Source organism: Tolypothrix campylonemoides VB511288_2, assembly GCF_045999855.1.
Taxonomy (GTDB): Bacteria; Cyanobacteriota; Cyanobacteriia; order Cyanobacteriales; family Nostocaceae; genus Scytonema; species Scytonema bouteillei_A.
Map to the genome: position 1 here is coordinate 328,419 of NZ_JBFPMW010000005.1, position 22,074 is coordinate 350,492.

Sequence of the window (22,074 nt, forward strand, 5' to 3'; positions counted from 1 at the left end):
AGCTAGGGAGTGCATTAATCTTTTCATCAAAGTTCTCCTAGAAGGATAGCGTAGTATTCTTTGCAAAATTTTTTATTGCTACTGTTTTGACGGTGTCAAATTTTTATCTGCTGAAAATCAACTCTCAGTTTAATAACTGAATGTAGAGCTTAAACACTAGCGTAATCAATGAATTACAAACAGCCAATTAACAGTGTGAAAAAATTGTTAGTAATTTGTTAACATTTTATCCAGTAAAATGTTATTAGATATATAAAAAGGACCGGAGATAAAAAACTTGTAGGGTAATATTTATGTCAAACCGCTCAGAGGATTGGAATTTACCCAAAAGCTGGAATTGCAATGTTTTAAAGGAATGGCACATAGACCGTCTACTGACTGATTTGGAGGCAACAACACAAAAGCGATACCGACAGGATACAAGAAAAGACTTATTACTAGGATTGTTATGTGGGTATAGCCTAAAAAAGATTAGTATCGATCTGCTGAAAAAAAATGCTGTCGTCAGAACAAGTGTTAGCAGTATCTATAGAGATATAGAAGCTTTGACAGGAGAGCCAGATAAAAGCGTTAAGTCAGGTAACTTAGTTTATATTCTGGAAAGACACGGGTATCGTAAGGGTGCTTCGGTATCTAGTGTTGGTAGTTCCACAATCACTCATAATTTACCCGCGCCCACTTACACAGAATTTATTGGGCGTGAGCCAGAGATGAAACTTTTACTGCAACGCCTTTCACCCAATCATGCTGCTCATATCATTACAGTGGATGGTATTGGCGGTGTAGGGAAAACTGCTCTGGTTTTAGCAGCAGCCTATCATTGCCTGAAAGCCAGTCAGGAAAACCTTTCTAGCGCACCCAAATTTGAAGCTATTATTTTCACGTCAGCCAAACAACAAGAACTTATTCCCAATAGTATTTTGCGAAGAAATCAGGGACAACGTAATCTGCGAGACATTTTTCGCGAGATTGCTCATACTCTCAACGACCCTACTATTATTCAATCTCCTCTCGACGATCAGTTCGATCGCGTTCGCCAAAGTTTGTCCAGACAAAGAACAATGCTAATTGTGGACAACATGGAAACAATTGAGGAGACGGAACAAGTTATCAGCTTCTTGTATGACTTACCAGCTCGCGTTAAAGTTGTCTTGACGACTCGCGAACGGATTGCTTTGCTTCCTATTAGTCTCCGCCACTTACCTTTGAATGATGGATTGAAGTTAATTCAGCAACAAGCTGAAGAAAAAGGAGTCACGATCGCCGCTCAAAATTCAAGTCTACTTTACCAACGGACTGGAGGAATTCCTCTCGCCATTGTTTATGCCATCGGTCAAGTCTCTAGTGGCTATTCCATGAATTTTGTCCTTGAAAGGTTGGCTTCAGCAACAAGTGATGTTGCTCGTTTCTGCTTTGAGCAATCAGTACAAGGTATAAAGGAACAACCAGCTCACAAGTTGCTAATGTCAATAGCAATTTTTCCCGATCCACCAATACTTGCTGCTGTAGCTGAGGTCGCTGGACTCACAGCATCTCCTGATTCTGTCAATGCGGGTTTAGCACGTCTTCAGCAACTCTCGCTAGTGAATCTTAACCAAGAAACTGGACGATATGAAATGCTTTCTTTAACAAGAGAGTATGTCTTAGCCGAACTGGCTGCATACCCAGATTTTGAAAGAGAAGCACGCAAGCGTTGGGTAAACTTTTATCAAGATTTTGCTCAACATAACGCAGGAGAAGATTGGGAAAAGTGGATACATTACAGCAAGTTAGACGAAGAGCAAGGGAATTTGCGAGCAACACTTTACTGGTGTAAAGCTCAAGAGCGTTATGAAGAAGTCAGGGATTTATGGCTGCTTTTATATCACTATGCCAACCTTTACTCTTACTGGGACGATCGCCTGCATTGGTTGCAATGGCTTATAGAACAATCGGAACGGCGGGGTGAATGGTCATCTTTTATAAAATTTTCTATCCGCAAAAGCTGGCTGTTAATTCGGATGTGTTCGCAACAGAATTTGAAAGAAGCAGAAGAAATTTTGCGACGGACATGGGTTTTGCGCGATCATGCAGACTTGTGCGTTCGAGCTGACTTAGCAGAAGGGACGGCTAGACTGAAAATTCGACAGAAAATGTATCAAGATGCAAGGTACTGGTTAACACTAGAAGAAGAACTAGTTCAAAACGCTCAGCTAGAAGAGCGACAGCACACTCGTTATATAATCCCTGTTCTCTACCATCGTGCTGAAATTTTTCATTCAGAATATGAATGGATGAAAGCTAAAGCACTTTTTCAAGAGGTAATACAAAAAGCAGAAAATATTAACTGGTATCGAGTCATGAACTCTGCTCAAAATTGGCTAGCTGATATAGCTATAGAACAGGGTGAAAAGCATGAAGCTCAACAGCTAATAACCAAAGGTTTAACGGTAGCAGAAAGTAGCAACAACAAACGTCGTCTTGCTCGCTATCAGCGTTCTTTTGCTCGTTGGGAAAGACAATGGGGAAGTGCAGAATCATCTCGCCAGTACGCTATTCAAGCAATGAATGGTTTTAATCTTTTAGGAATGTTAAGGGATGCAGAAGAAATGAAATTGTTTCTTGATACGCTAGGATGATTTTCTAGGAGATCTACTTAAAAAGTATTGTTGAATTTGTAACATTTAAATGCTAACAATATAAATTATACTATTCGTCGTATAGTCTGTTTACAAGAGTCATTAGGTAGTATAAAGCTAAAACACAATCTTTAGGAGAAGTCCCATGGCAAAGAAAAGATGGATACGCTCACCTGAGAAAAAGCCGAAACCTCAAGTACCTGCTACTGAAAAAGAACTGATTGAACAACAGTGTAACGATTTTATTAACAAAGAGCTAAAACCCAAATTTATTAAACAAAGAAATGAAGATTATCAATAATTATATAGTAGATGTTTTTGGAAAGTGGTATCGTAACTATTTTTATTTTTGCTCTATTTATAACTGTCCGGGAAAAAATGCAATTTCTCCCTCCTTTGAATTCAGATTTGCCCGTTTAGAGTACACAAAATCAAATTGCTTCAATATAGCTTATATGAGGCACACCGGACAATGGTGGGAAATTCTGCAAGGATTATCTTTAGAAGAGAGTTTATCTGAAATAAGAACTAATCCCTTGCTACAACCTGTTAGTTGATTCAAACATTGTTAAAGTGCGATCGCCAGTTATGATTAAAGATGACTTTGTGAAATAAAATAAAGCTTAGTAAATGAAAAATATATGAGCCACACATTTTCTCAAGATGAAAGCCGCCAGATGCTGAAGTGGCTAAACCAAAATCGACAGATGTTGTTGGACCTCTATCGAAATCAATATATTGCTTACAATGCTAAGGGTTTAATCGCTCATAGTGAAAACCTCCGAGAAGTTTTAGATTTAGCAGAGGCTTCCAACCAACCTTTTGTAATTTATTTAGTTCCACGCCGCACTGCTTCTATTCAAATTCTACCAATCCGCTTTCGCACTGTAACTACTCTTGAAATGGCGTGAAGGTTGACCGCATTTACCACAACACTCAAGTGCTCGCGCATATAAAAACCCGGGAGCTATAGCCCAAGAATTAAGAAAGTACGAACAGGCGTGGAAAAAACGTTAAATATTTACGTTGAGGATAACGATGAATATAGGGTTTCTTCAGTACAAAAAGTATTAAAAAGACTAATAAAATACAATTTTATAGTGAAATTACGCAATTATTATTGTCAAAAATCAGAAAGCCACATCACTAGAAAAGTTTTATTTATAACTAAAATTAAAATTACTTATATATTTTTAGTGACTTAATTGCCATACAGTGGTTGTACACAGCTGTGATGGTCTATGTTCATGATAGAAAACTTTCTGAAATTCTTTGCTTTTTGGGGTGGGGAGTAGGTATGAATGCAAGTCTAATCGTCTCAAATATTCTGAATCCACCAGTTTTATTCTTCTTTCTGGGGATGATCGCAGTCTTTGTGAAGTCAGATCTTGAAATTCCGGCTCCTTTTCCAAAACTGTTATCCCTTTACCTGCTTTTCTCTATAGGATTTAAGGGAGGGGTGGAACTTATCAAAAGTGGAGTGACCCAGGAAGTCGTGTTAACGCTTTTGGCAGCTATGCTGATGGCTATCTTCGTACCAATTTACACTTTTTTTGTTCTCAAAATCAAACTCGACACCTATGATGCTGCAGCGATCGCAGCAACCTATGGTTCTATCAGTGCTGTAACCTTTATTACAGCCGGATCTTTTCTCAACGAACTAGGGATTGTCTTCGATGGTTATATGGTGGCGGCTTTGGCACTCATGGAATCCCCGGCTATTATCGTCGGTTTGATTCTCGTCAATTTATTTACAGCAGATTCAAAAGAGCGAGATTTCTCCTGGCCTGAAGTTTTACAAGAAGCGTTCTTAAATAGTTCTGTCTTTTTACTAGTAGGAAGCCTTGTGATTGGAGTGCTGACAGGAGAACACGGTTGGAAAGTATTAGAACCTTTTACTCAGGGATTATTTTACGGTATCCTGACATTCTTTTTACTTGATATGGGACTAGTCGCTGCTAGAAGAATCAAAGACTTACAAAAAACAGGCGCTTTCTTGATATCTTTTGCAATACTAATTCCAATTGTTAATGCAACTATTGGACTCCTCATCGCGAAATTAATTGGAATGTCTCAGGGAGATGCTTTGTTATTTTCAGTGCTGTGTGCCAGCGCTTCTTATATCGCCGTTCCTGCAGCTATGAGGTTAACAGTTCCAGAAGCAAATCCCAGCTTATATGTTTCTACTGCCCTAGCTGTAACGTTTCCTTTCAATATCATTGTAGGAATTCCCTTATATCTGTACGGCATTAATCTACTTTGGAGATAAAATTATGCATCCAGTTAAACGAATAGAAATCATTGTGAATTCAGTTGAACTTGGAAAAATGTTAGATGGTTTAAAACAGGCAAATATTTCGGGATATTTATTGATCCGAAATGTTGCCGGACAAGGTTTTATGGGCGGTTCTCAAGATTTAGAAATGACTCTGCTGGACAATGTTTACATAATTGCCTTTTGTGTTCCAGACAAAATTAAATCAACTGTGGAAATTATCCGACCAATTTTAAACAAATTTGGTGGAACTTGCTATATTTCAGATGCTACAGAAATTCGTTCGATGAGATGTGTCGCATCATTGTAACGAGTAGGTTGGGTTGAGGAACGACACCCAACATTCCTCAGTTATTTACAAAGTTGAGGAACAAAACCCAACATTCCTCAGTTATTTACAAAGTTGAGGGACGAAACCCAATATTCTTTAGAATCCAAAATTTAAAATTCAAACAAGTAACATGGATGAAAATCATGAATTGATGGATCGTCGAAGTTTCTTGAACCTAACAAGAACGAGTGGAATTGCCTTAGTAACTGCCGTTACGGGAAGTTTCTTTTGGAGCATACAGCCCAAACGTGCAACTGCTGCTTCAGTTGAACCTCTAGATCCTGATGCTTCTTTAAAACGTTTAATGGATGGCAATCAACGTTTTGTTGAGCAAAAAGGCACGCATCCAGACCAATCAAAATCACGAGTCACAGAAGTTTCGCGATCGCAACATCCTTTTGCCACTTTGTTATGCTGTGCAGATTCGCGAGTCCCTCCTGAAATTTTATTTGATGAAGGAATAGGCGATCTATTTGATATTCGTGTGGCTGGCAACATTGTGACAGATGAAGTGTTAGGAAGCATAGAATATGCTGTAGATATTCTCAAGACTCCCTTGATTATGGTTTTAGGTCACGAACGCTGTGGTGCTGTTACAGCAGCAGTTCAGGGAGAAAGTCTTCCCGGTCATATTAGCTCTTTTGTTAAAGCCATCAAACCTGTAATTTCTGAAACAAAAGACGATTCATTAGACGCTGCTGTTGATAAAGCTGTCATTGCAAACGTTCAGTATCAAATTCAGAAATTGAAACAAAATTCAAAGATTGTATCTCAGCGATTGTTGGAGGGTAAGCTGAAAATTGTTGGAGGTCGTTATGACCTCGATACTGGAGAAGTTGGCTTGATATAAATTATTTCATTTTGTTGGATGGTCATCCTGCCTAATTCTTTCAAGAAGGATGGGTATACTCCTACCCCTCCTAAGTAAGGAGCAGGCAAGATGCCTGCACTACAATACACTTTGGGAAATTTACTATTAAATAAAATTCGTAATTGGTTCTCCCGGTTTTGCCTTCTTAAACTTAGTTCCAGTTGTACCTTTAGCCACTTTTTGTTTTACCTTGGGATAAGCCTCATCCGGTAGTGAAACATAACCGACTGACTCAACCCATTTCCAAGAATTTTCTATGTAGAAGTTTACAAAGTCTTTAACAGCTGGTTTGTTATCCAATGACTTCTTACTCACATAAATGAATAGCGGTCTAGACAAAGGGGTATAAATATTTTTGACAACATTATCTACGGGAACAGGCTTTTCACATTTTCCTTTAGGGCTTTCTACAGCAACTAAGTTGAGCTTATCTTGGTTCTGCAAATAGTAAGATATCCCAACATACCCAAGGGCATTTTCATCCCCCGCAACCCCTTGGACAAGAATATTTTGATTGTGGCTTGGAGTATAGTCCGTGCGTCCGTTTTTTGCTTTTCCAGTGACAGCTTGTGTGAAATAATCAAATGTTCCCGTGTCAGAAGCCGGAGCATATAACTTTAGTGGTTTGTTAGGAAATTTGGAATTGATTTGATTCCAGGTCTTGATTTTATTAGTTGCCTTTGCATTCCACATCTTTTTCAGTTCATCAATTGTCAAACATTGAGCAAAGTTATTTTGACGATTGGCAATGACAGCAATTCCATCAAGAGCAATAGGTATTTCTACAAAGGTAATATCCTTTTTGGCACAAGTTTTGATTTCTTCATCTCTAATGGTACGTGAAGCACCAACGATATCTATATCACCTGCACAAAACTTACTGATGCCACCTCCCGTACCGCTTGAAGCAACGCTTACATTTGCTTTGGGTGAAGCTTTCTCATATTCTTCAGCAACTGCTAAGGATATGGGAAAACCGACAGCTGCACCATCTATACTGACTTCCGTTGCCTTCTCGTTAGCTCTATTACAAGAAGTTATACCAAGCGTTAAAATGACCAAAGGTGTTAACAGACTTTGATACTTAAATTTGCGGTAAAAGCTCATAACTGAAATTCCTGTACTTTTTTTCTAAGCGCTCTGTGTTCGCTATTTACGCCTTGCTAGCAGTCCAAATTTTGTCGAAAATTGCCCCGTCATTAAAAAATCTTTTTTGGAGAAGATCCCAACCTCCTAAATCTTGAGCTGTAAAAAAGGTTTGAATGGGGGGGTATTTCTTCGCCACTTCTTCAACGACAGCTGGGTTAACAGGACGGTATCCTAACTTGGCAAATTCACGTTGGGCTTCTGTTGAGTAAAGAAAATCTACAAATGCCTCTGCAACTTCTCTAGTACCGTGCTTCTCAACGTTTTTGTCCACTATGGTGACAGGGTTGTCGATAGAAATATTCACATTAGGCACCACGTAAGGCAATTTTTGACCGTTCTGCTCAGCCAAAGACACTTCGTTTTCGTAATTGATCAACACATCTCCCTTTCCTTGTTGGAAAAAGAGATCGCTCGCATCACGCGCACTTGGGGCTAGCACGGGGGCATTTTTATAAACATTAGTCGTAAAGGTTTGTGCTTGCGTTTCGTCACCGCCTGTTTGAGTGATAACACCCCAAAAAGCTAAAAATTCCCAAATAGCAATACCAGAAGTTTTGGGGTTAGCGACGATTACCTTAACACCATCTTTTGTCAAGTCTGCCCAAGTATTAACGCCTTTGGGATTGCCTTCACGAGTTACAAGCGCCGCTACAGATCTGGTCACAATGCTGCTTTTAGGCGCTCTCGATTCCCAATTCTTTTCGATTAAACCAGCTTGCTGAATTTTATTGACATCAAGGGGAAGTGCTAGGTGTACGATATCAGCCTCTTGTGAACCTTTAATCACAGCTTCAGCTTGAGTTCCAGATGCACCGTAACTCTGCTCAAAAATCACATTTTGACCGTGTTCTTTTTTCCACTTTTCTACAAATTTAGGAATGATTCGGTCGTGAGCGGCTTGAGTTACTGAGAAAGAAACGAGGTTTAATTTGACCTCGGGTTTCGTAGCCGAGGTGCTTCCAGAACAGGCTGCGATCGCAACACTCAAGCTAGCGCCTACCAGAAACAGACACGCAAAGTCTCGAAGAGAATGTCCCTTTGACCAATTTCGTGCAACTCTATTGCTCCAGTGTTCGATCGACCAAAAAGCCTCTTTCATGCGAGCATGGATTTGCCCAATCCCGCGTATCCCTACCATCAACCTATTTTGCCACTTGGTCATTACAGTTCTCCGCAATCTATACGGTAGTTTGAGCGCAGTACCGTATTTTTATGGCATTTTAAATCACTTTGGTAGTTTTTTTGTTCTGTTTTAATCTTCTTTAACGAATTCGGTGGGGATAGATAACCCAAGCAATTTGTTTGCATATCCTTTGGATATCCGAACAATTGCCAAAATTTTTTGGGATAGGGGATTATATCACTAACACAAGCCTCTTCCGTCTATACGGCGGGGTAGTTTACTGTCATTTCCATCTTGAGGCTAATGAGTGGAGTGCCATATCTCGCATCTACCTCTCGTGCAACGACATGAAACCCAAAAGCTTCGTAAAGGTGCCTTGATTGAGGTAACCCATCAACTGTCCAAAGATATAACTTTGAAAATGCTTTTTGACGGCAGAAATGCAATGCTTGCTGGAGGAGTGCTTTACCAATGCCTTGACCTTGGTAAATTGGGTCAAGAATAAACCAACGCAATCGTGCTTCCTGCTTGTTGTTTGAGCGATCGGCATTTCCTTGTACTGCAAGAGAACCTATAAGCCGTTCATCTGCTCGAGCACTCACCAAAAGGTCGCTTTCCATATCGTACTGCTCGCAAAAGTCGCAAAGTTCTCGAGCCATCAAGATTTCAAACTCTGCACCTACGCCCCAACATTGGCTGTAATAAACTCCGTGCAATTCGGTAATACGTCCGATACAGCCTGGTTGGTATCCCTCAACGTAGATTGCATTGTTTTGTTTCAACATACTTAGTTTTCTCATTGGATATGTCAGTTTTGATAAGGCTTGCTACGTTCCCAGATTTGCTCAAAAGCTAAATTCATCATCGCTACCATGCCTTTGTGCTCGACTGCGATCGCAGTCAAGCTAGGCGGACTACCCACAGGATCTTGCATGGAGATCAGCACAACCTCGTCATCAAACGCCTGCATTTTAATGGGCAATTCGGGGATCAAACGAATTTCTTGTCCCCAATCATGGAAAGTACTGAGCCAGATACGGAGTTCATCGTCTGCTAGAGCAGACATTTCATAAATTGCGCGATACTTAACTCCACGAGAAAGAGGTTCGCGAATAAAACGCCAATTCTGCTCCTTTGTAAGAACAAAGGGACGTTTGATGCACGAGTTGACTTGAGAGCGAACTGTTCGTGCTAGCGCCAGCGCCCTGCTCGCTATCCGAGATGGATTACCCAGCACGTCAATATATTCGAGTGGATCGTTCTCACCTCGCCCCATGTGATAAATGGGGGACAATTCTTGAATCAAATCTTTCGTGCGAGCAATTATTCTCTGTCGCTCTTGTTCGAGTTTCTCAGTACGTTGTGTACTAACCACTTCTAGCGCCGTACTTGGGTCGAGGGCGAAATAGGAACGTGGAGTTGTGTCTTTAGAAATACACAACCCCTTTTCCTCAAGAGATTCTAAAACGTCGTAAATGCGTTGTCGTGGAATTTTTGCCCGTGCAGCCAACTCTGTAGACGTGAAACTGCTTCGCCCCAACAGCGCCAAGTACGCTGTCGCTTCATATCCAGTCAAACCTAATTCGTTCAGTAGCTCAATTTGCTTTTCCACTTGCTTTTAGCTGCGTGTTCTAGCCAGTTTTTTTGTCACCACTTACAAGTGGTGTTATTGAAAATAATATCACCACTTACAAGTGGTGTCAAAAAATCTTTTGACATTGTTAATTTCACTCTCAGACACCATCTAATGGCAGAAGATAAATATTTCCATGTCCCTGAAGATATGGGATGCAGTCCGCAGCTTAACACAGGAGCTATTGATGCATTTGGAGCCTATTGTTTCTTTCGCCATTCTGTTAACTGTCATCTTAATAGTCCCTCTCATCTTTGAACGCTTTAAGATACCGGGATTGTTGGGTTTGCTGGCAGCTGGCGTTGTCTTGGGACCCCAAGGCTTGGGTCTTTTTCAAAATGAGTCGGAAACCCTCAAGCTTCTCTCAGGCATTGGGCTGATTTACTTGATGTTTGTAGCAGGGCTGGAAATTGATATGGAACAGTTTCAGCAGACCAAACATCGTTCTATGGGATTTGGAACCTTTACTTTCCTCCTACCGTTGATTGCAGGAACAATAGTGGGGCGAATGTTTGGTTTTGAGTGGAATGCTTCTGTTTTAATCGGCTCCTTGTTTGCTTCGCACACCTTGTTGGCATATCCTATCATCAGCAGGCTTGGAGTCATTAACAACGAAGCAGTGACTGTTACCATCGGTGCAACCATTTTCACTGACATTGGCTCGCTGCTCGTACTGGCGGTATGTGTTGGTATCCACCGAGGAGAATTTTCAGCATTTAGTATAACCAAGCTTTTACTGGGACTTATTATTTATTCTGCGATTATTTTATTTGGTTTTAAATGGCTCGGGCATCAATTCTTTAAACGCACTGGTGACGAAGAAGGAAACCAATTTTTGTTTGTTCTGCTGGTAGTTTTTATCTCCTCATTAGGTGCAGAAGTTATCGGCGTAGAAAAGATTATTGGAGCATTTCTTGCCGGATTGGCGGTGAATGAGGTGATCGGTTCGGGACCCGTAAAAGAAAAGGTGGTTTTTGTTGGTAATGTCTTGTTTATCCCCATTTTCTTTGTGGATTTGGGTTTGTTAATTGATATTCCAGGATTTATTAAAAGCATCAGTTCCATCTGGCTGACACTAGCTATCTTGGTCGGTTTAATTGGTAGTAAGTTTGCAGCAGCACTTTTGGCAAAACTGGTGTACCGCTATAACTGGCGGGAAATGATTACAATGTGGTCTTTGTCTCTTCCCCAGGTTGCAGCTACATTGGCAGCAACTTTGGTTGCTTACAGAGCCAAGTTAGTGACTGAAGATGTACTCAATGGGGTCATAGTTTTAATGATGGTGACAGCAACATTGGGACCACTGATCACAGCCCGCAGCGCACCTGGGTTGGCAACAATGGGTAACAGTCCCCAAGATGAAACAGATGAAACAGATGGGACAATGCTTAGTTGGAGGAATGAACCCGTTGAAGGATTCACCGTTGTTGTTCCCGTTCGCAATCCGGAAACGGAAAGAGCTTTGATTGAAATGGCAGGACTTTTAGTGCGCCGTGAAAAGGGTAAAATTCTGGCTTTAGCTGTGACACCCGCCCACATGCATATGGACTCTCCGGAATTAGAAAAAAACCTACAGCAAAACAAAATTCTTCTATCCAATGCAGTATCATTGGGTGAAGAATTGGGTGTAGAAGTAGAACCCGTGACACGGATCGACTACAACATTCCTCAGTCTATCAGCCATGTCAGTCGAGAGCAAAATGCTGATTTAGTTGTCATGGGTTGGGGTAGAACAACAGGATTGCGTGCGCGTTTGTTTGGTAATGTCATCGATCGAGTGCTTTGGGCATCTCACTGTCCGGTAGCTGTCACCCGTCTGTTGGATTCCCCAAGTAACATACAGCGAATTTTAATCCCCATTGAAAATTTGACCCAAGAGTCGGTGCGAATCGTGCAATTTGTGAAGATTTTGGCAAATGTCAATCAAGCAGAAGTCACATTACTTCACGTGTGCGATCGCCGGACTTCCACCGCCCGAATTTCCTGGATGAAGTCCCAATTAGAACTCCTTGTTTCCAGATACTTCCCTGAAAGCCCTACCAATATATCTGTTACACCAGCAGATAATGTAGTGAGTACTATTGTCAAAGCATCGCAATCAACCGACCTTGTCGTATTGCGATCGCGCCGTCGGCGATTGAGCATCGGTCAGGTAGCCATAAGCGACCTAACAACTGAAGTCGTTCAGCAAATACGTTGTTCGGTCGTCCTGCTAGGAGAACCGCAAAGTTACCAGGAAACTTTGCGAAAACCCAGAGTGGTTGTTCAAACAGTGTCTTCTTGAGAGATTGGGGACAAGGTAGACAAGGTAGACAAGGTAGAAATTTCTCCCCCCTCTCCCCTCTCCCCCTCCCCCACTCCTCCCCAATGCCCCTAGCCGATGTGCTCAGGAATTGCGATGATAGAGAAAAGATCTAATTCTTTGCTTTTCATTCTTCCCAAAAGCCATGACCTTCGACTACGACCTGTTTGTCATTGGTGCTGGTCCTGGGGGACTAGCAGCCGCCAAAAAAGCAGCTAGCTACGGTGCGCGTGTCGCCATTGCTGAAAAAGAAGCTATTGGTGGTACTTGTGTAAATCGCGGTTGTGTTCCCAAGAAACTCATCGTCCAAGCCGCCGATTTTGCTCTGAAAAATCAAATCGCGCTCAGCTATGGATGGAGTGACTGCAAAACTTACTTTGACTGGACAAAATTTATTAAGTCTGTAGATAAGCATATCGACAGCATCCAAGACTCCTACCTGAAACAGTTACAAGAAGCAGGAATTGAACTCATTCGAGGTCATGCTAGCTTTACTGACGCTCACACTATAGATATCGATGGACGTAAATACACCGCTGATAAAATTTTAATTGCCGTGGGTGGGTACGCCGTCAAGCCAAAAATATCGGGGATTGAATACGCCCTGACATCTCGTGAGATGTTTCATTTACCTTACTTACCCAAAAGATTAGTCATCATTGGTGGCGGTTACATTGGTGTGGAATTTGCCAGCATGATGAATGCTTTTGGATGCGAGGTAACGGTCATAGATAAAGATGAAACAATTTTGTCGGGATTTGATATTGATATCCGCAGGGGCGTTCAACAAGGGTTGAGCAAACGAGGAATTCGTTTTATTAACAACAGCATGGTTAAAGAAATTAAATACTTGGAAGAACGCTTGCTTTTAATTGTTGGGGAATCAAGAAAAACAGTACCAGCAGATACGATTTTAGTGGCGGTTGGTCGGGCTCCAAATACGAAAAATCTAGGATTGGAAAAGGCTGGAGTTGAACTCGAGCAAAAAGGGACAATCAAGATTGATGAGTACAATCGTACAACCGTGGAAAATATTTTTGCTGTTGGTGATTGCACGAGTAGCCCTCAATTAACACCTGTGGCAAAAGCACAAGGAAACGCTTTTGCCAATACAATTTTTGGCAAAAAAGAGCAAAAAATTAATTATGATGAAGTTCCTTCTGCTGTTTTTAGTCGTCCTGAAGGCTCAGGTGTAGGCTTGACGGAGGCAAAAGCACGGGAAAAATTTGGTGATTCCGTTAAATTCTATCGCCATCACTTTCAACCTTTGTCGTCTTTAACCAACGAGAGCGAACAAGCTACGATGAAGTTAATCGTTGAAGGTGATTCAGAGCGTGTTTTAGGTGCTCATATGGTTGGTGAAAATGCTGCGGACATCATTCAAAGTCTTGCTGTTGCTATTCGTAAAGGTATTACCAAGGAAGACTTAGATGAATCTATTGGCATTCACCCAACTGTAGGTGAAGAGTTTCTCGATCTTTCCTAATTCATTCAAGGAAATTCAATTATGACATATGACTATAACCTGTTTGTTATTGGTGCTGGTTCTGGGGGTTTGGCAGCTTCCAAAAGAGCTGCTAGCTATGGGGCAAAAGTAGCCATTGCCGAAAACGATTTAGTCGGCGGAACCTGCGTGATCCGTGGCTGCGTTCCTAAAAAACTCATGGTTTACAGTTCTCACTTTCCAGCATTATTTCAAAATGCAGCTGGTTATGGTTGGAAAGTTGGTGAAGCCGAATTAGACTGGGAACGTTTCATTACATCTATAGATAAAGAAGTCCGGCGGTTATCAGAACTCCACATTAACTTCTTAGCAAAAGCAGGAGTTGAACTCTTTAAAAGCCGTGCTACCATCGTGGACCCACACACTGTGGAAGTTGATGGACGTAAGGTAACCGCAGACAAAATTTTGATAGCTGTTGGGGGACGTCCCGTTAAACCAGATATCCCTGGAATAGAAAACGCGATTACCTCTAACGAAATGTTTCACCTGAAGGAGAAACCAAAGCACATTGCCATCATTGGCGCTGGATATATAGGTACGGAATTTGCTTGTATTATGCGTGGTTTGGGCTGCGAGGTAACGCAAATCATTCGGAAAGACCTAATGTTGAAGGGTTTTGATGAGGATATTCGTCTTGGAATCCAAGAAGGAGCTATTGAGCACGGCGTGCGAATTGTGAAAAATTCTATTGTGGACTCAGTAGAACGAGTCCCAGAAGGATTAAAGCTTAATTTATCAGGAGAACATACAGAATCGATCGTTGCCGATGTTTTTCTTGCTGCGACGGGTCGAGCACCGAATGTAGAAGACTTGGGTTTGGAAAACGCCGGAGTGGATGTTGTTCCGAGTGATATTGAAGGACCGGGCTACAGTACCATGAATGCGATCGCTGTCAACGAATACAGCCAAACTTCCCAACCCAACATCTTTGCTGTCGGTGATGTAACTGACAGAATGAACCTAACCCCCGTAGCTATAGGCGAGGGTCGTGCTTTTGCAGATAGCGAATTCGGTGAGAACCGTCGTGTCTTCAGTCACCAAGATGTTCCCACTGCCGTGTTTTCCACTCCAGAAGCCGCTACAGTTGGTTTAACAGAAACCGAAGCTAAGGAAAAACTAGGAGAAGACGGAGTTAAAATTTATCGCACTCGCTTCCGTCCCTTGTTCCATAGTTTGACGGGCGCAAGCGATCGAACAATGATGAAATTAGTTGTCGATACTGCCACTGACAAAGTTTTAGGCGCTCACATGGTTGGAGACAGTGCAGGTGAAATCATTCAAGGTGTAGCAATTGCTGTTAAAATGGGTGCTACCAAAAAAGATTTTGATGCCACGGTTGGTATCCATCCCACATCCGCAGAAGAATTTGTCACAATGCGATAAGAAATTATGAATTATGAATTATGAATTATGAATTATGAAGAAGGACGCACTTGTTTCATAATTTATCATTCATCATTCATAATTTATGCAGTATATCTACCTTCATGGTTTTGCATCAAGTCCTTGTTCTGCGAAAGCAATATACCTTCGCGATCGCTTTACCCAAGCTAATATTGAGTTAAAAATTCCCGATTTAAATGCGCTTTCTTTCACAAACTTGACCATCTCGCGTCAGTTGGCTCAAATCGCGTTAGAATTACCAGAACCTTCTACATCTGTGACGTTAATTGGTTCAAGTTTGGGGGGTTTAACATCCGCCTATTTGGGACAGCAGCATCAACAAGTGAAACGCCTTGTGTTACTAGCACCCGCTTTTGGGTTTTTATCTCATTGGTTACCTAAGCTGGGGGATGAAGCGTTACAGCAATGGCAACGAGAAAAATATTTGATGGTTCATCATTATGGAGAGAAACGTTCTCTTCCTCTCAGCTATGATTTTGTTTTGGATGCGAGTCAGTACAAAGAGGAGATTTTGCAACGTCCCATTCCCACTTTGATCTTGCACGGCAAACACGATGAAGTCATTCCCATTCAAGCTAGCCGTGACTTTGCGCTCCAACGTCCTTGGGTGAAGTTATTAGAACTTGGTAGCGACCACAGTTTAAGCAACGTTATGTTAGAAATCTGGCAAGCCATTCAACTCTTTTGTCTGCTAACTACTAACTGCTAGCCACTAACGACTCACTCATCATAACCCTCGTCGGCTGAGTCATCACTTCCCAAACGACGCGATATTCGTACTGTTTGTGGTAAAACACCTACCAAAAAAGCAAATGCTTCATCAGGTAACTGAGCAACCATTTCTGGAGGAAAATATTGCTCAAATTGATCTAAAACCTTCTGAACGCGCTGTTGGGGAATGGGATTTTCTGTTATTTGTTTAATCAATCTAATCCACTGTCGCCGGATTAAGTAAGCCTTTTGGCGTTCATCATGAGTCTCTGGGGTTAATAAAGATAAATTTCCTATTGGTAGCGCCCCCACACAATCGCGATCGTAATCGCCTCCTACCGCTGCTCCCGGTCCGGCAAACTCAGCATGGAAATGTTTAAAAAGTATTAAACCATTTCGCCTGCGACTGTTGACTGTGAAAACTTTTCCACTAAGCAGCATTGTTAGGAGGTCCGAGCCATAGGGTTGCTCAGTTCCATCTGGCATGACAAAATAGTCAAGGAATCTGGTGTCAGGGTAATAAGTAGATACCATAGCAGACTGATAGCGTTGGCGCTTTGCGCTATCCATTTTTTCTCTAAATTGAAGGATTTTGGGGATAGTTGTCAATTTGATAAAAGAAAGGTTGTAAAATCAAAGTTTTGATTTTTAATATTAATAATTCCACAGCCTATTTACAAAAATTTTAATAAACAGACAATGTTCTGTATTAGAGTAATCATATTTTATGAGATTTAACTGGATTTGTCTCCAACTGTAGAAGTATTTTTTTAAAGTTTCTATAAAGATGGATACTTTGAATACAAAGTTCTTGTAAGGATTCAACAGAATATTTATCGTAATATTACTGATGCCAATCTAAATATCTATTCTACAAGAAAGCTTTTACTGTTTTTGATGTTATTTCACAAGCAGATACACCATAAAAAGATTTGGTTTTAGGACACTCGTATTTACTAAAAAGAAAACTGATAAACTTTTCTATAAGTTTAGGAAGAATTATACACCTGTAAGATATAGTATTTTTCTATATTAAAAAATAATAAATTTATTGAGCAAGAAAGACTAAGATACTTATAATCAAAAGATAAAAATTTTATCGTTATAATACGCAAAAGTCTTTTTAACATTAGCCAGTGACATGAAGGCTAACTAACGATTGAAGATTGGGTATCAAGCGTTGAGCCGCCGCTCAATTTATGGATCTAGCGTACAGCCTTTTTGGCACAGTCGGCCAATCATACCACGGCTACCGCCGCACAGCTTTGGGAGTACAGCCTGCGGCATTGGGAGTTCACAAGTAGCGTCTGCGATCTGAAAAAAAGTCACTGGTCACTGGTCAAACGCTTATGTAAGAGAATCTGCCGCGAACGTCTCAGGAAAAAAGCGTTTAAACAAGACTCTACCTTATAGACTCGATATCCCAGCTTGAAATAAAGGTGGCGTGCCTCGTGGTTGTTTTCTAAAACATGAAGGTATAAATCTTGAAATCCCCAATTCAAGGCTACTTTTTCACAAGCTAAAAGTAAACTTGACGCTGCTCCTTGCCTGCGATATAAGGGATGAACAGCCAGGTTGGATAAATAAAGAACGCTCCTCGAAACCTCAGTCCACGAATCATTGAATCTAACACCCATCTCTACTGTACCGACTAAATCATCCGCTCTAAGGTTCGTCGTGTTAGCCGCGACCAAACAAACGTGATGGGGAGCACTTGATGCAAGCCGATGTCTTAAATCTTCATAAATACCCAAACGTAATATTGGAAAAAGCCATCCCAGAAGACCATTTTTGGAGTGAAAACTCTCAGCAATGATTTGAGCAACGCCAGTCAAATCAGCAGGTGTAGCTGCACGGATTTGAAACTTAGAGGGGGCGTTGGGAGCGGCGGTAGCTGGCTCTTGATAAGGCGAATGAAAAAACCAGGGTTTCAAAGCTAGTTTAATCTTGATTTTATGGAGTGTAACTGTTCTCAACTATCCTAAAACACCATCTAACCTTAGACGATAATTTTAAGATTTCCGATGAAGTTAAAATCGGACTGCGGGTAATATAGGGAGGGTTGTGGCAATTTGCCCGTGTTGACTGTTAAATTAGAGTTAGTTATTTGTCTAATAGTATACTTTGATTTGTAACCGTATTGTAGTAATATTACAAACTCTACCACGCTCGCCCTAAATAAATTTCCCGAAAAATGTTAGCGATGGTTCTGTGGCGGGAAAACTTAAATATGCAGCCTAACTAGATGGATTTATTCACCGACTCCTGAAAGCTGCATAGTGGTGTTTAACAATTCTCGCCGGAGGTGAGGGATAGAGTTGGCAAGAATTTAATGATTCTGTAAGACTAAAGGTTACCCATCAACCTCCCAAGGAGTGCATCCCTTGTAAATGGTAATCTAGACCGGCAATTGAGGCAATTGGCTGTGAACAAACTTTCCTCCGCTCAGCAGTTACGTAGGCAAATAACCCTACCACTTAAAATGCTCTGCTTTCACCTGACTCTGATACATAACTACCCGATCGGATTATTATTTATGCGTCTGCCGTTGCAGCAGGAAAGCGGTGCATGAAATCCCAAGCAAACAGTAAACCCACGATTTTGGTTGTTGACGATGAACCCGACAACCTTGATTTGCTATATCGTACCTTTTACCGAGACTATAGGGTACTGAGAGCAAACTCCGGTCCTGCAGCACTAGAACTGCTGGCAAAAGAAGAAGACGTGTCAGTCATCATCTCCGATCAACGGATGCCAATGATGAGTGGTACAGAATTTTTAAGTTTAACAGCAACTCAATATCCAGACATTATCCGGATTATTTTAACTGGCTACACCGATGTCGAAGACCTGGTGGAAGCAATCAATGCTGGTAAGGTATTCAAATATGTCACAAAACCTTGGGAAGCCGAAGAACTGAAAACAGTGGTACGCCAAGCATTGGATACCCACAATGTTTTGAAAGCCCGAACCCGCGAGTTAACTCGTACTTTGCGCCAAGAGTCGCTTCTAAACACCGTTACCAATACGATTCGTAGCGCTCTAGATTATCGGCAAATTTTACAAGCAATTGTAGATACCGTAGGTCATATGTTGGAGGTGGACGTGTGTCTTTTACGTCCCTTTCAAGATAACCAACTGGTAAATGAGGAATTTATTTATCAGAAAGCCGTGGGAAGGGACAAGGAGGACGAGGGGGACAAGGTAGATACAGTAGAACTTTCTACCTTGTCTACCTTGTCTTCCCCATCTCCCCTCTCTCCCTTGTCTACCCCCTCATCTCTCCTCTCCCAAACACTGTGGGAAACTCGTGAAGTTCAAGTTATCAATCAAGTCGCTACGGACGATCGCATCCAAAGCGACGATCGCCCTGAATTGAAGAGCCGTGCAACAGCTTTTGCGGCGGCGGAGATTTGCTCTAGTTTGATAGTACCGCTCATCTGCCGACAAGAACTGATGGCTGTACTTGCCCTGCACCAATGCAAAATACCCCGAATTTGGGAGGAAGACGAGGTGCAGTTAGTGATGATGGTAGCCGATCAAGCAGCACTTGCTCTTTCTCAAGCCTATGCTTACGAGCAAGTCCGCGCTTTGGCAAAGCGGGAATCGCTGATCAATACAATTACTAGTGCTATTCGCTCTAGCTTAGATCCTCAAGAGATTTTTGCTGCTATTACCCAACAACTCGGACAAGCTTTACAAGTTGACGGTTGTGTTTTGTCTTTATGGACAGAGGAAGATGAATTTGTCCAACGTGTGGGTTTGTATGACAATTTTCATAACACTTTATTAAGTGAAGATTCTAACAGTTACGAGCAGAACGGTAAGCAAGAGCTACCTGTATCTCAGTCGCCTATTAAAGAAAATCCTATCTTACAAGAAATATTGCGGACGCAAGAACCAATTGCGATCGCCGATATGAATCAATGTCCGCCGGAAATCAGAGGATTTGATTTGCCGTTGCGGCTCCCTGCCCGCTCGCTTTTGGTAGTTCCTTTACTAGCTGATGGTAAAATTACAGGAAGTATCACCTTGCGTGAAAATAATCGGGCAAGGCAATGGCTCCCATCAGAAATAGATTTGGCGAAAGCCGTCGCATCTCAAGCAGCTATTGCCGTACAGCAATCACGCCTTTACCAAAAAACTCGCGACCAAGCTGAACGCTTATTGGAATTAGATAGACAAAAAACTGAATTTTTTCAAAACATTTCTCACGAGTTCCGCACTCCCATAACTTTAATTTTAGGACCCTTGGAGGCAGCAGTTGCTTCAAAAGAAGGGCTATCCTACTCACAATGCGCGATTGCATTACGTAACTCCAGGCGTTTGTTGCGACTTGTCAATCAGTTGCTAGATTTACAAAGATTGGATGCAGGTAGAATGCAGCCCGGTTTTCGTCCCTGCAATTTAGCGGAATTTGTCAATCAAATTATAGAATCATTTCGCCCTTATTGCGAGAAAAAAGGATTGCACCTGCTGAGCAAGCTAGAAAATTGTCCTACAGTTTATTTGGACATGGAAAAATTTGACAAAGTAGTCTATAATCTGCTGTCAAATGCCATGAAATTTACTCCCAATGGTGGCACGATTGGCGTTACGGTGCGATCGGTAGGAAACCGATGTTTGTTACAGGTACAAGATACCGGAATTGGTATTGTCAAAGAGCAAATTCCTTTTTTATTTGAACGTTTTCGTCAAGCAGAAGGTTCAGAGAATCGCTCGTATGAAGGAAGCGGTTTGGGTTTGGCTCTCATCAAAGAATTGGTAGAACTCCACGGTGGTGAAGTCAATGTTGAATCGGTTTACGGAGAAGGAACAACCTTCACTGTGTCCCTGATTCCCGATCGCGCTCACTTAAACGCCGATCAAGTTTTAGAAACACCATGTGAATTAAATATAAGTCGCGCTAGCGTAGAGTTAGCTGACTTGGAACTTGTAGAAGAAGAAACAGGGGATTGGGGACACGGGACATGGGAAGATGAGAAAGCAAACACAGCTAATTCTTCCAAAACCCCCAAAGCATCTATCTTAGTAGTAGACGATAATCCAGATTTGCGAACATATGTATCCGGTATTCTGCGTGCTAATGGCTATCAAGTACGTACAGCCCGTAATGGTTTAGAGGGTTTGCGGATTGCACGCGAGTTTGTACCTCATTTAATTGTTAGCGATTTGATGATGCCTGTGATATCCGGATTGGAAATGATTCGGGAAATACGTAATGAGGAACAGTTAAAAGGAATACCTATTATCTTACTGACGGCAAAAGTTGACGAAGAAACTCGAATTGAAGGTACAGAACGCGGTGCAGATGCTTATTTAGCAAAGCCGTTTAACGACCGGGAACTTCTTGCAGAGGTTAGGAATCTTTTAGCCCTGAAAGAAAACGAACGGAGAGTTTTAGAGTTAAATACCTATTTGACAGAATCAGTTCTAAAGCGATTTTTACCAACAGTATTGGTACAAAAAGCAGCAGTCGGGGATCTAGTTTTAGATTTACGACCGGAACCCCGTTTAATTACAGTCTTGTTCAGTGATATCGTCGGGTTTACTCAACTATCAAACACTCTGAGATCGCGCCGAGTCGCAGAATTATTAAATGAATATTTAGAAGAAATGACACGAGCCGTATTTAACAACGGCGGTACAGTCGATAAGTTTATGGGAGATGCCATATTAGCTCTCTTTGGAGCACCAGAAGAACTCACGCCGAACGAACAAGTACGGCGCTCTATTAATACAGCTAGAGCCATGCTGCGATCGCTCTCACAATTGAACAAGCGTTGGAGAGAGCAAGGCGTTTTTGAAAGTGACGGACGTACAGGCGTTCAGTTTCGCTGCGGTATCCACCAAGGTACAGCAGTCGTGGGAATGTTTGGCAGTTCCGAACGCGCCGACTACACGGCGATCGGTCCAAGTGTAAACATTGCAGCTCGATTGCAACAAGCCGCTCTTCCCGGTACTATACTGGTTTCTGCAGCCGTAGCAGATTATTTGCAAGATGAAGAAATTACCAAATGCAGCCCCTTAGAACTCAAAGGCGTCGATGAAACAGTTCTTACCTTCTCTGTAACACCAGAAGTTGTAGCTAATAGATAATGGAAGACGGGCTAATGGCTAATGGCTAATGGCTAATGGCTAATGGCTAATGAT

Annotated in this window: 18 protein-coding genes; 12 read left to right on the top strand and 6 right to left on the bottom strand. The window is 41.7% G+C overall.

Translation table 11 applies throughout. The features are described from left to right. Positions 1–293 precede the first annotated feature (293 nt). The 7 genes from AB0756_RS17890 to AB0756_RS17915 all read left to right on the top strand — a co-directional run bounded on the left by AB0756_RS17890 (position 294) and on the right by AB0756_RS17915 (position 6,074). Complete coding sequence (locus AB0756_RS17890) at positions 294–2,618, top strand: ATP-binding protein (protein WP_038080080.1); 2,325 nt, start codon at positions 294–296, stop codon at positions 2,616–2,618. A 145-nt stretch (positions 2,619–2,763) separates the two neighbouring features. Next, positions 2,764–2,919, top strand: a complete 156-nt coding sequence (locus AB0756_RS17895; RefSeq protein ID WP_202048630.1) for a hypothetical protein — start codon at positions 2,764–2,766, stop codon at positions 2,917–2,919. Continuing rightward, positions 2,903–3,175: a DUF3024 domain-containing protein gene (locus tag AB0756_RS40040; protein ID WP_456320635.1), complete on the top strand. Its 273-nt coding sequence runs from the start codon at positions 2,903–2,905 to the stop codon at positions 3,173–3,175. The genes AB0756_RS17895 and AB0756_RS40040 overlap by 17 nt, the downstream gene beginning before the upstream one ends. Positions 3,176–3,259: 84 nt before the next feature. Continuing rightward, on the top strand, positions 3,260–3,529 hold the full coding sequence (locus tag AB0756_RS17900; protein ID WP_038080078.1) for a DUF5678 domain-containing protein: 270 nt from the start codon (positions 3,260–3,262) through the stop codon (positions 3,527–3,529). 386 nt (positions 3,530–3,915) lie between these two features. Further along, the gene (locus tag AB0756_RS17905) at positions 3,916–4,887 is read left to right on the top strand and encodes a sodium-dependent bicarbonate transport family permease (protein ID WP_038080106.1); all 972 of its coding nucleotides are present in this window, start codon (positions 3,916–3,918) and stop codon (positions 4,885–4,887) included. Positions 4,888–4,891: 4 nt separating this feature from the next. Continuing rightward, complete coding sequence (locus tag AB0756_RS17910; protein ID WP_038080076.1) at positions 4,892–5,203, top strand: P-II family nitrogen regulator; 312 nt, start codon at positions 4,892–4,894, stop codon at positions 5,201–5,203. Between the two features lie 151 nt (positions 5,204–5,354). Further along, the gene (locus AB0756_RS17915) at positions 5,355–6,074 is read left to right on the top strand and encodes a carbonic anhydrase (RefSeq protein ID WP_137986320.1); all 720 of its coding nucleotides are present in this window, start codon (positions 5,355–5,357) and stop codon (positions 6,072–6,074) included. 126 nt (positions 6,075–6,200) lie between these two features. Here the strand turns inward: AB0756_RS17915 and AB0756_RS17920 are convergent, their stop codons facing one another. The 4 genes from AB0756_RS17920 to AB0756_RS17935 form a co-directional block, all read right to left on the bottom strand. Next, a complete protein-coding gene (locus AB0756_RS17920; protein WP_038080074.1) occupies positions 6,201–7,202 on the bottom strand; it encodes a PstS family phosphate ABC transporter substrate-binding protein in 1,002 nt (333 codons plus the stop codon). Between the two features lie 46 nt (positions 7,203–7,248). Continuing rightward, positions 7,249–8,406, bottom strand: coding sequence for a sulfate ABC transporter substrate-binding protein (locus AB0756_RS17925; protein WP_038080072.1), 1,158 nt, complete (start codon positions 8,404–8,406; stop codon positions 7,249–7,251). Positions 8,407–8,627: 221 nt separating this feature from the next. Then, positions 8,628–9,152 (bottom strand): GNAT family N-acetyltransferase, encoded by a 525-nt coding sequence (locus AB0756_RS17930; RefSeq protein ID WP_038080070.1) that lies wholly within the window; start codon positions 9,150–9,152, stop codon positions 8,628–8,630. Between the two features lie 23 nt (positions 9,153–9,175). Further along, positions 9,176–9,979 (bottom strand): TrmB family transcriptional regulator, encoded by an 804-nt coding sequence (locus AB0756_RS17935; protein WP_038080068.1) that lies wholly within the window; start codon positions 9,977–9,979, stop codon positions 9,176–9,178. A 157-nt stretch (positions 9,980–10,136) separates the two neighbouring features. Here AB0756_RS17935 and AB0756_RS17940 point away from each other — a divergent pair, with 157 nt between their 5' ends. The 4 genes from AB0756_RS17940 to AB0756_RS17955 all read left to right on the top strand — a co-directional run bounded on the left by AB0756_RS17940 (position 10,137) and on the right by AB0756_RS17955 (position 15,919). Beyond that, the gene (locus tag AB0756_RS17940; protein ID WP_082051722.1) at positions 10,137–12,284 is read left to right on the top strand and encodes a cation:proton antiporter domain-containing protein; all 2,148 of its coding nucleotides are present in this window, start codon (positions 10,137–10,139) and stop codon (positions 12,282–12,284) included. Positions 12,285–12,447: 163 nt separating this feature from the next. Then, positions 12,448–13,788: a glutathione-disulfide reductase gene (gene gorA / locus AB0756_RS17945; protein WP_038089114.1), complete on the top strand. Its 1,341-nt coding sequence runs from the start codon at positions 12,448–12,450 to the stop codon at positions 13,786–13,788. Positions 13,789–13,809: 21 nt separating this feature from the next. Beyond that, the gene (gene gor / locus AB0756_RS17950; RefSeq protein WP_038089117.1) at positions 13,810–15,189 is read left to right on the top strand and encodes a glutathione-disulfide reductase; all 1,380 of its coding nucleotides are present in this window, start codon (positions 13,810–13,812) and stop codon (positions 15,187–15,189) included. Between the two features lie 85 nt (positions 15,190–15,274). Beyond that, positions 15,275–15,919, top strand: coding sequence for a YqiA/YcfP family alpha/beta fold hydrolase (locus tag AB0756_RS17955; RefSeq protein WP_038089120.1), 645 nt, complete (start codon positions 15,275–15,277; stop codon positions 15,917–15,919). 11 nt (positions 15,920–15,930) lie between these two features. Here AB0756_RS17955 and AB0756_RS17960 read toward each other — a convergent pair whose 3' ends face one another. Next, the gene (locus AB0756_RS17960; protein WP_038089158.1) at positions 15,931–16,491 is read right to left on the bottom strand and encodes a hypothetical protein; all 561 of its coding nucleotides are present in this window, start codon (positions 16,489–16,491) and stop codon (positions 15,931–15,933) included. Positions 16,492–17,246: 755 nt separating this feature from the next. Continuing rightward, a complete protein-coding gene (locus AB0756_RS17965) occupies positions 17,247–17,855 on the bottom strand; it encodes a GNAT family N-acetyltransferase (protein WP_038089160.1) in 609 nt (202 codons plus the stop codon). A 634-nt stretch (positions 17,856–18,489) separates the two neighbouring features. On the opposite strand from AB0756_RS17965, the gene AB0756_RS17970 reads away from it, so the two are divergent. Continuing rightward, complete coding sequence (locus tag AB0756_RS17970) at positions 18,490–22,020, top strand: response regulator (RefSeq protein WP_038089123.1); 3,531 nt, start codon at positions 18,490–18,492, stop codon at positions 22,018–22,020. Positions 22,021–22,074 lie beyond the last annotated feature (54 nt).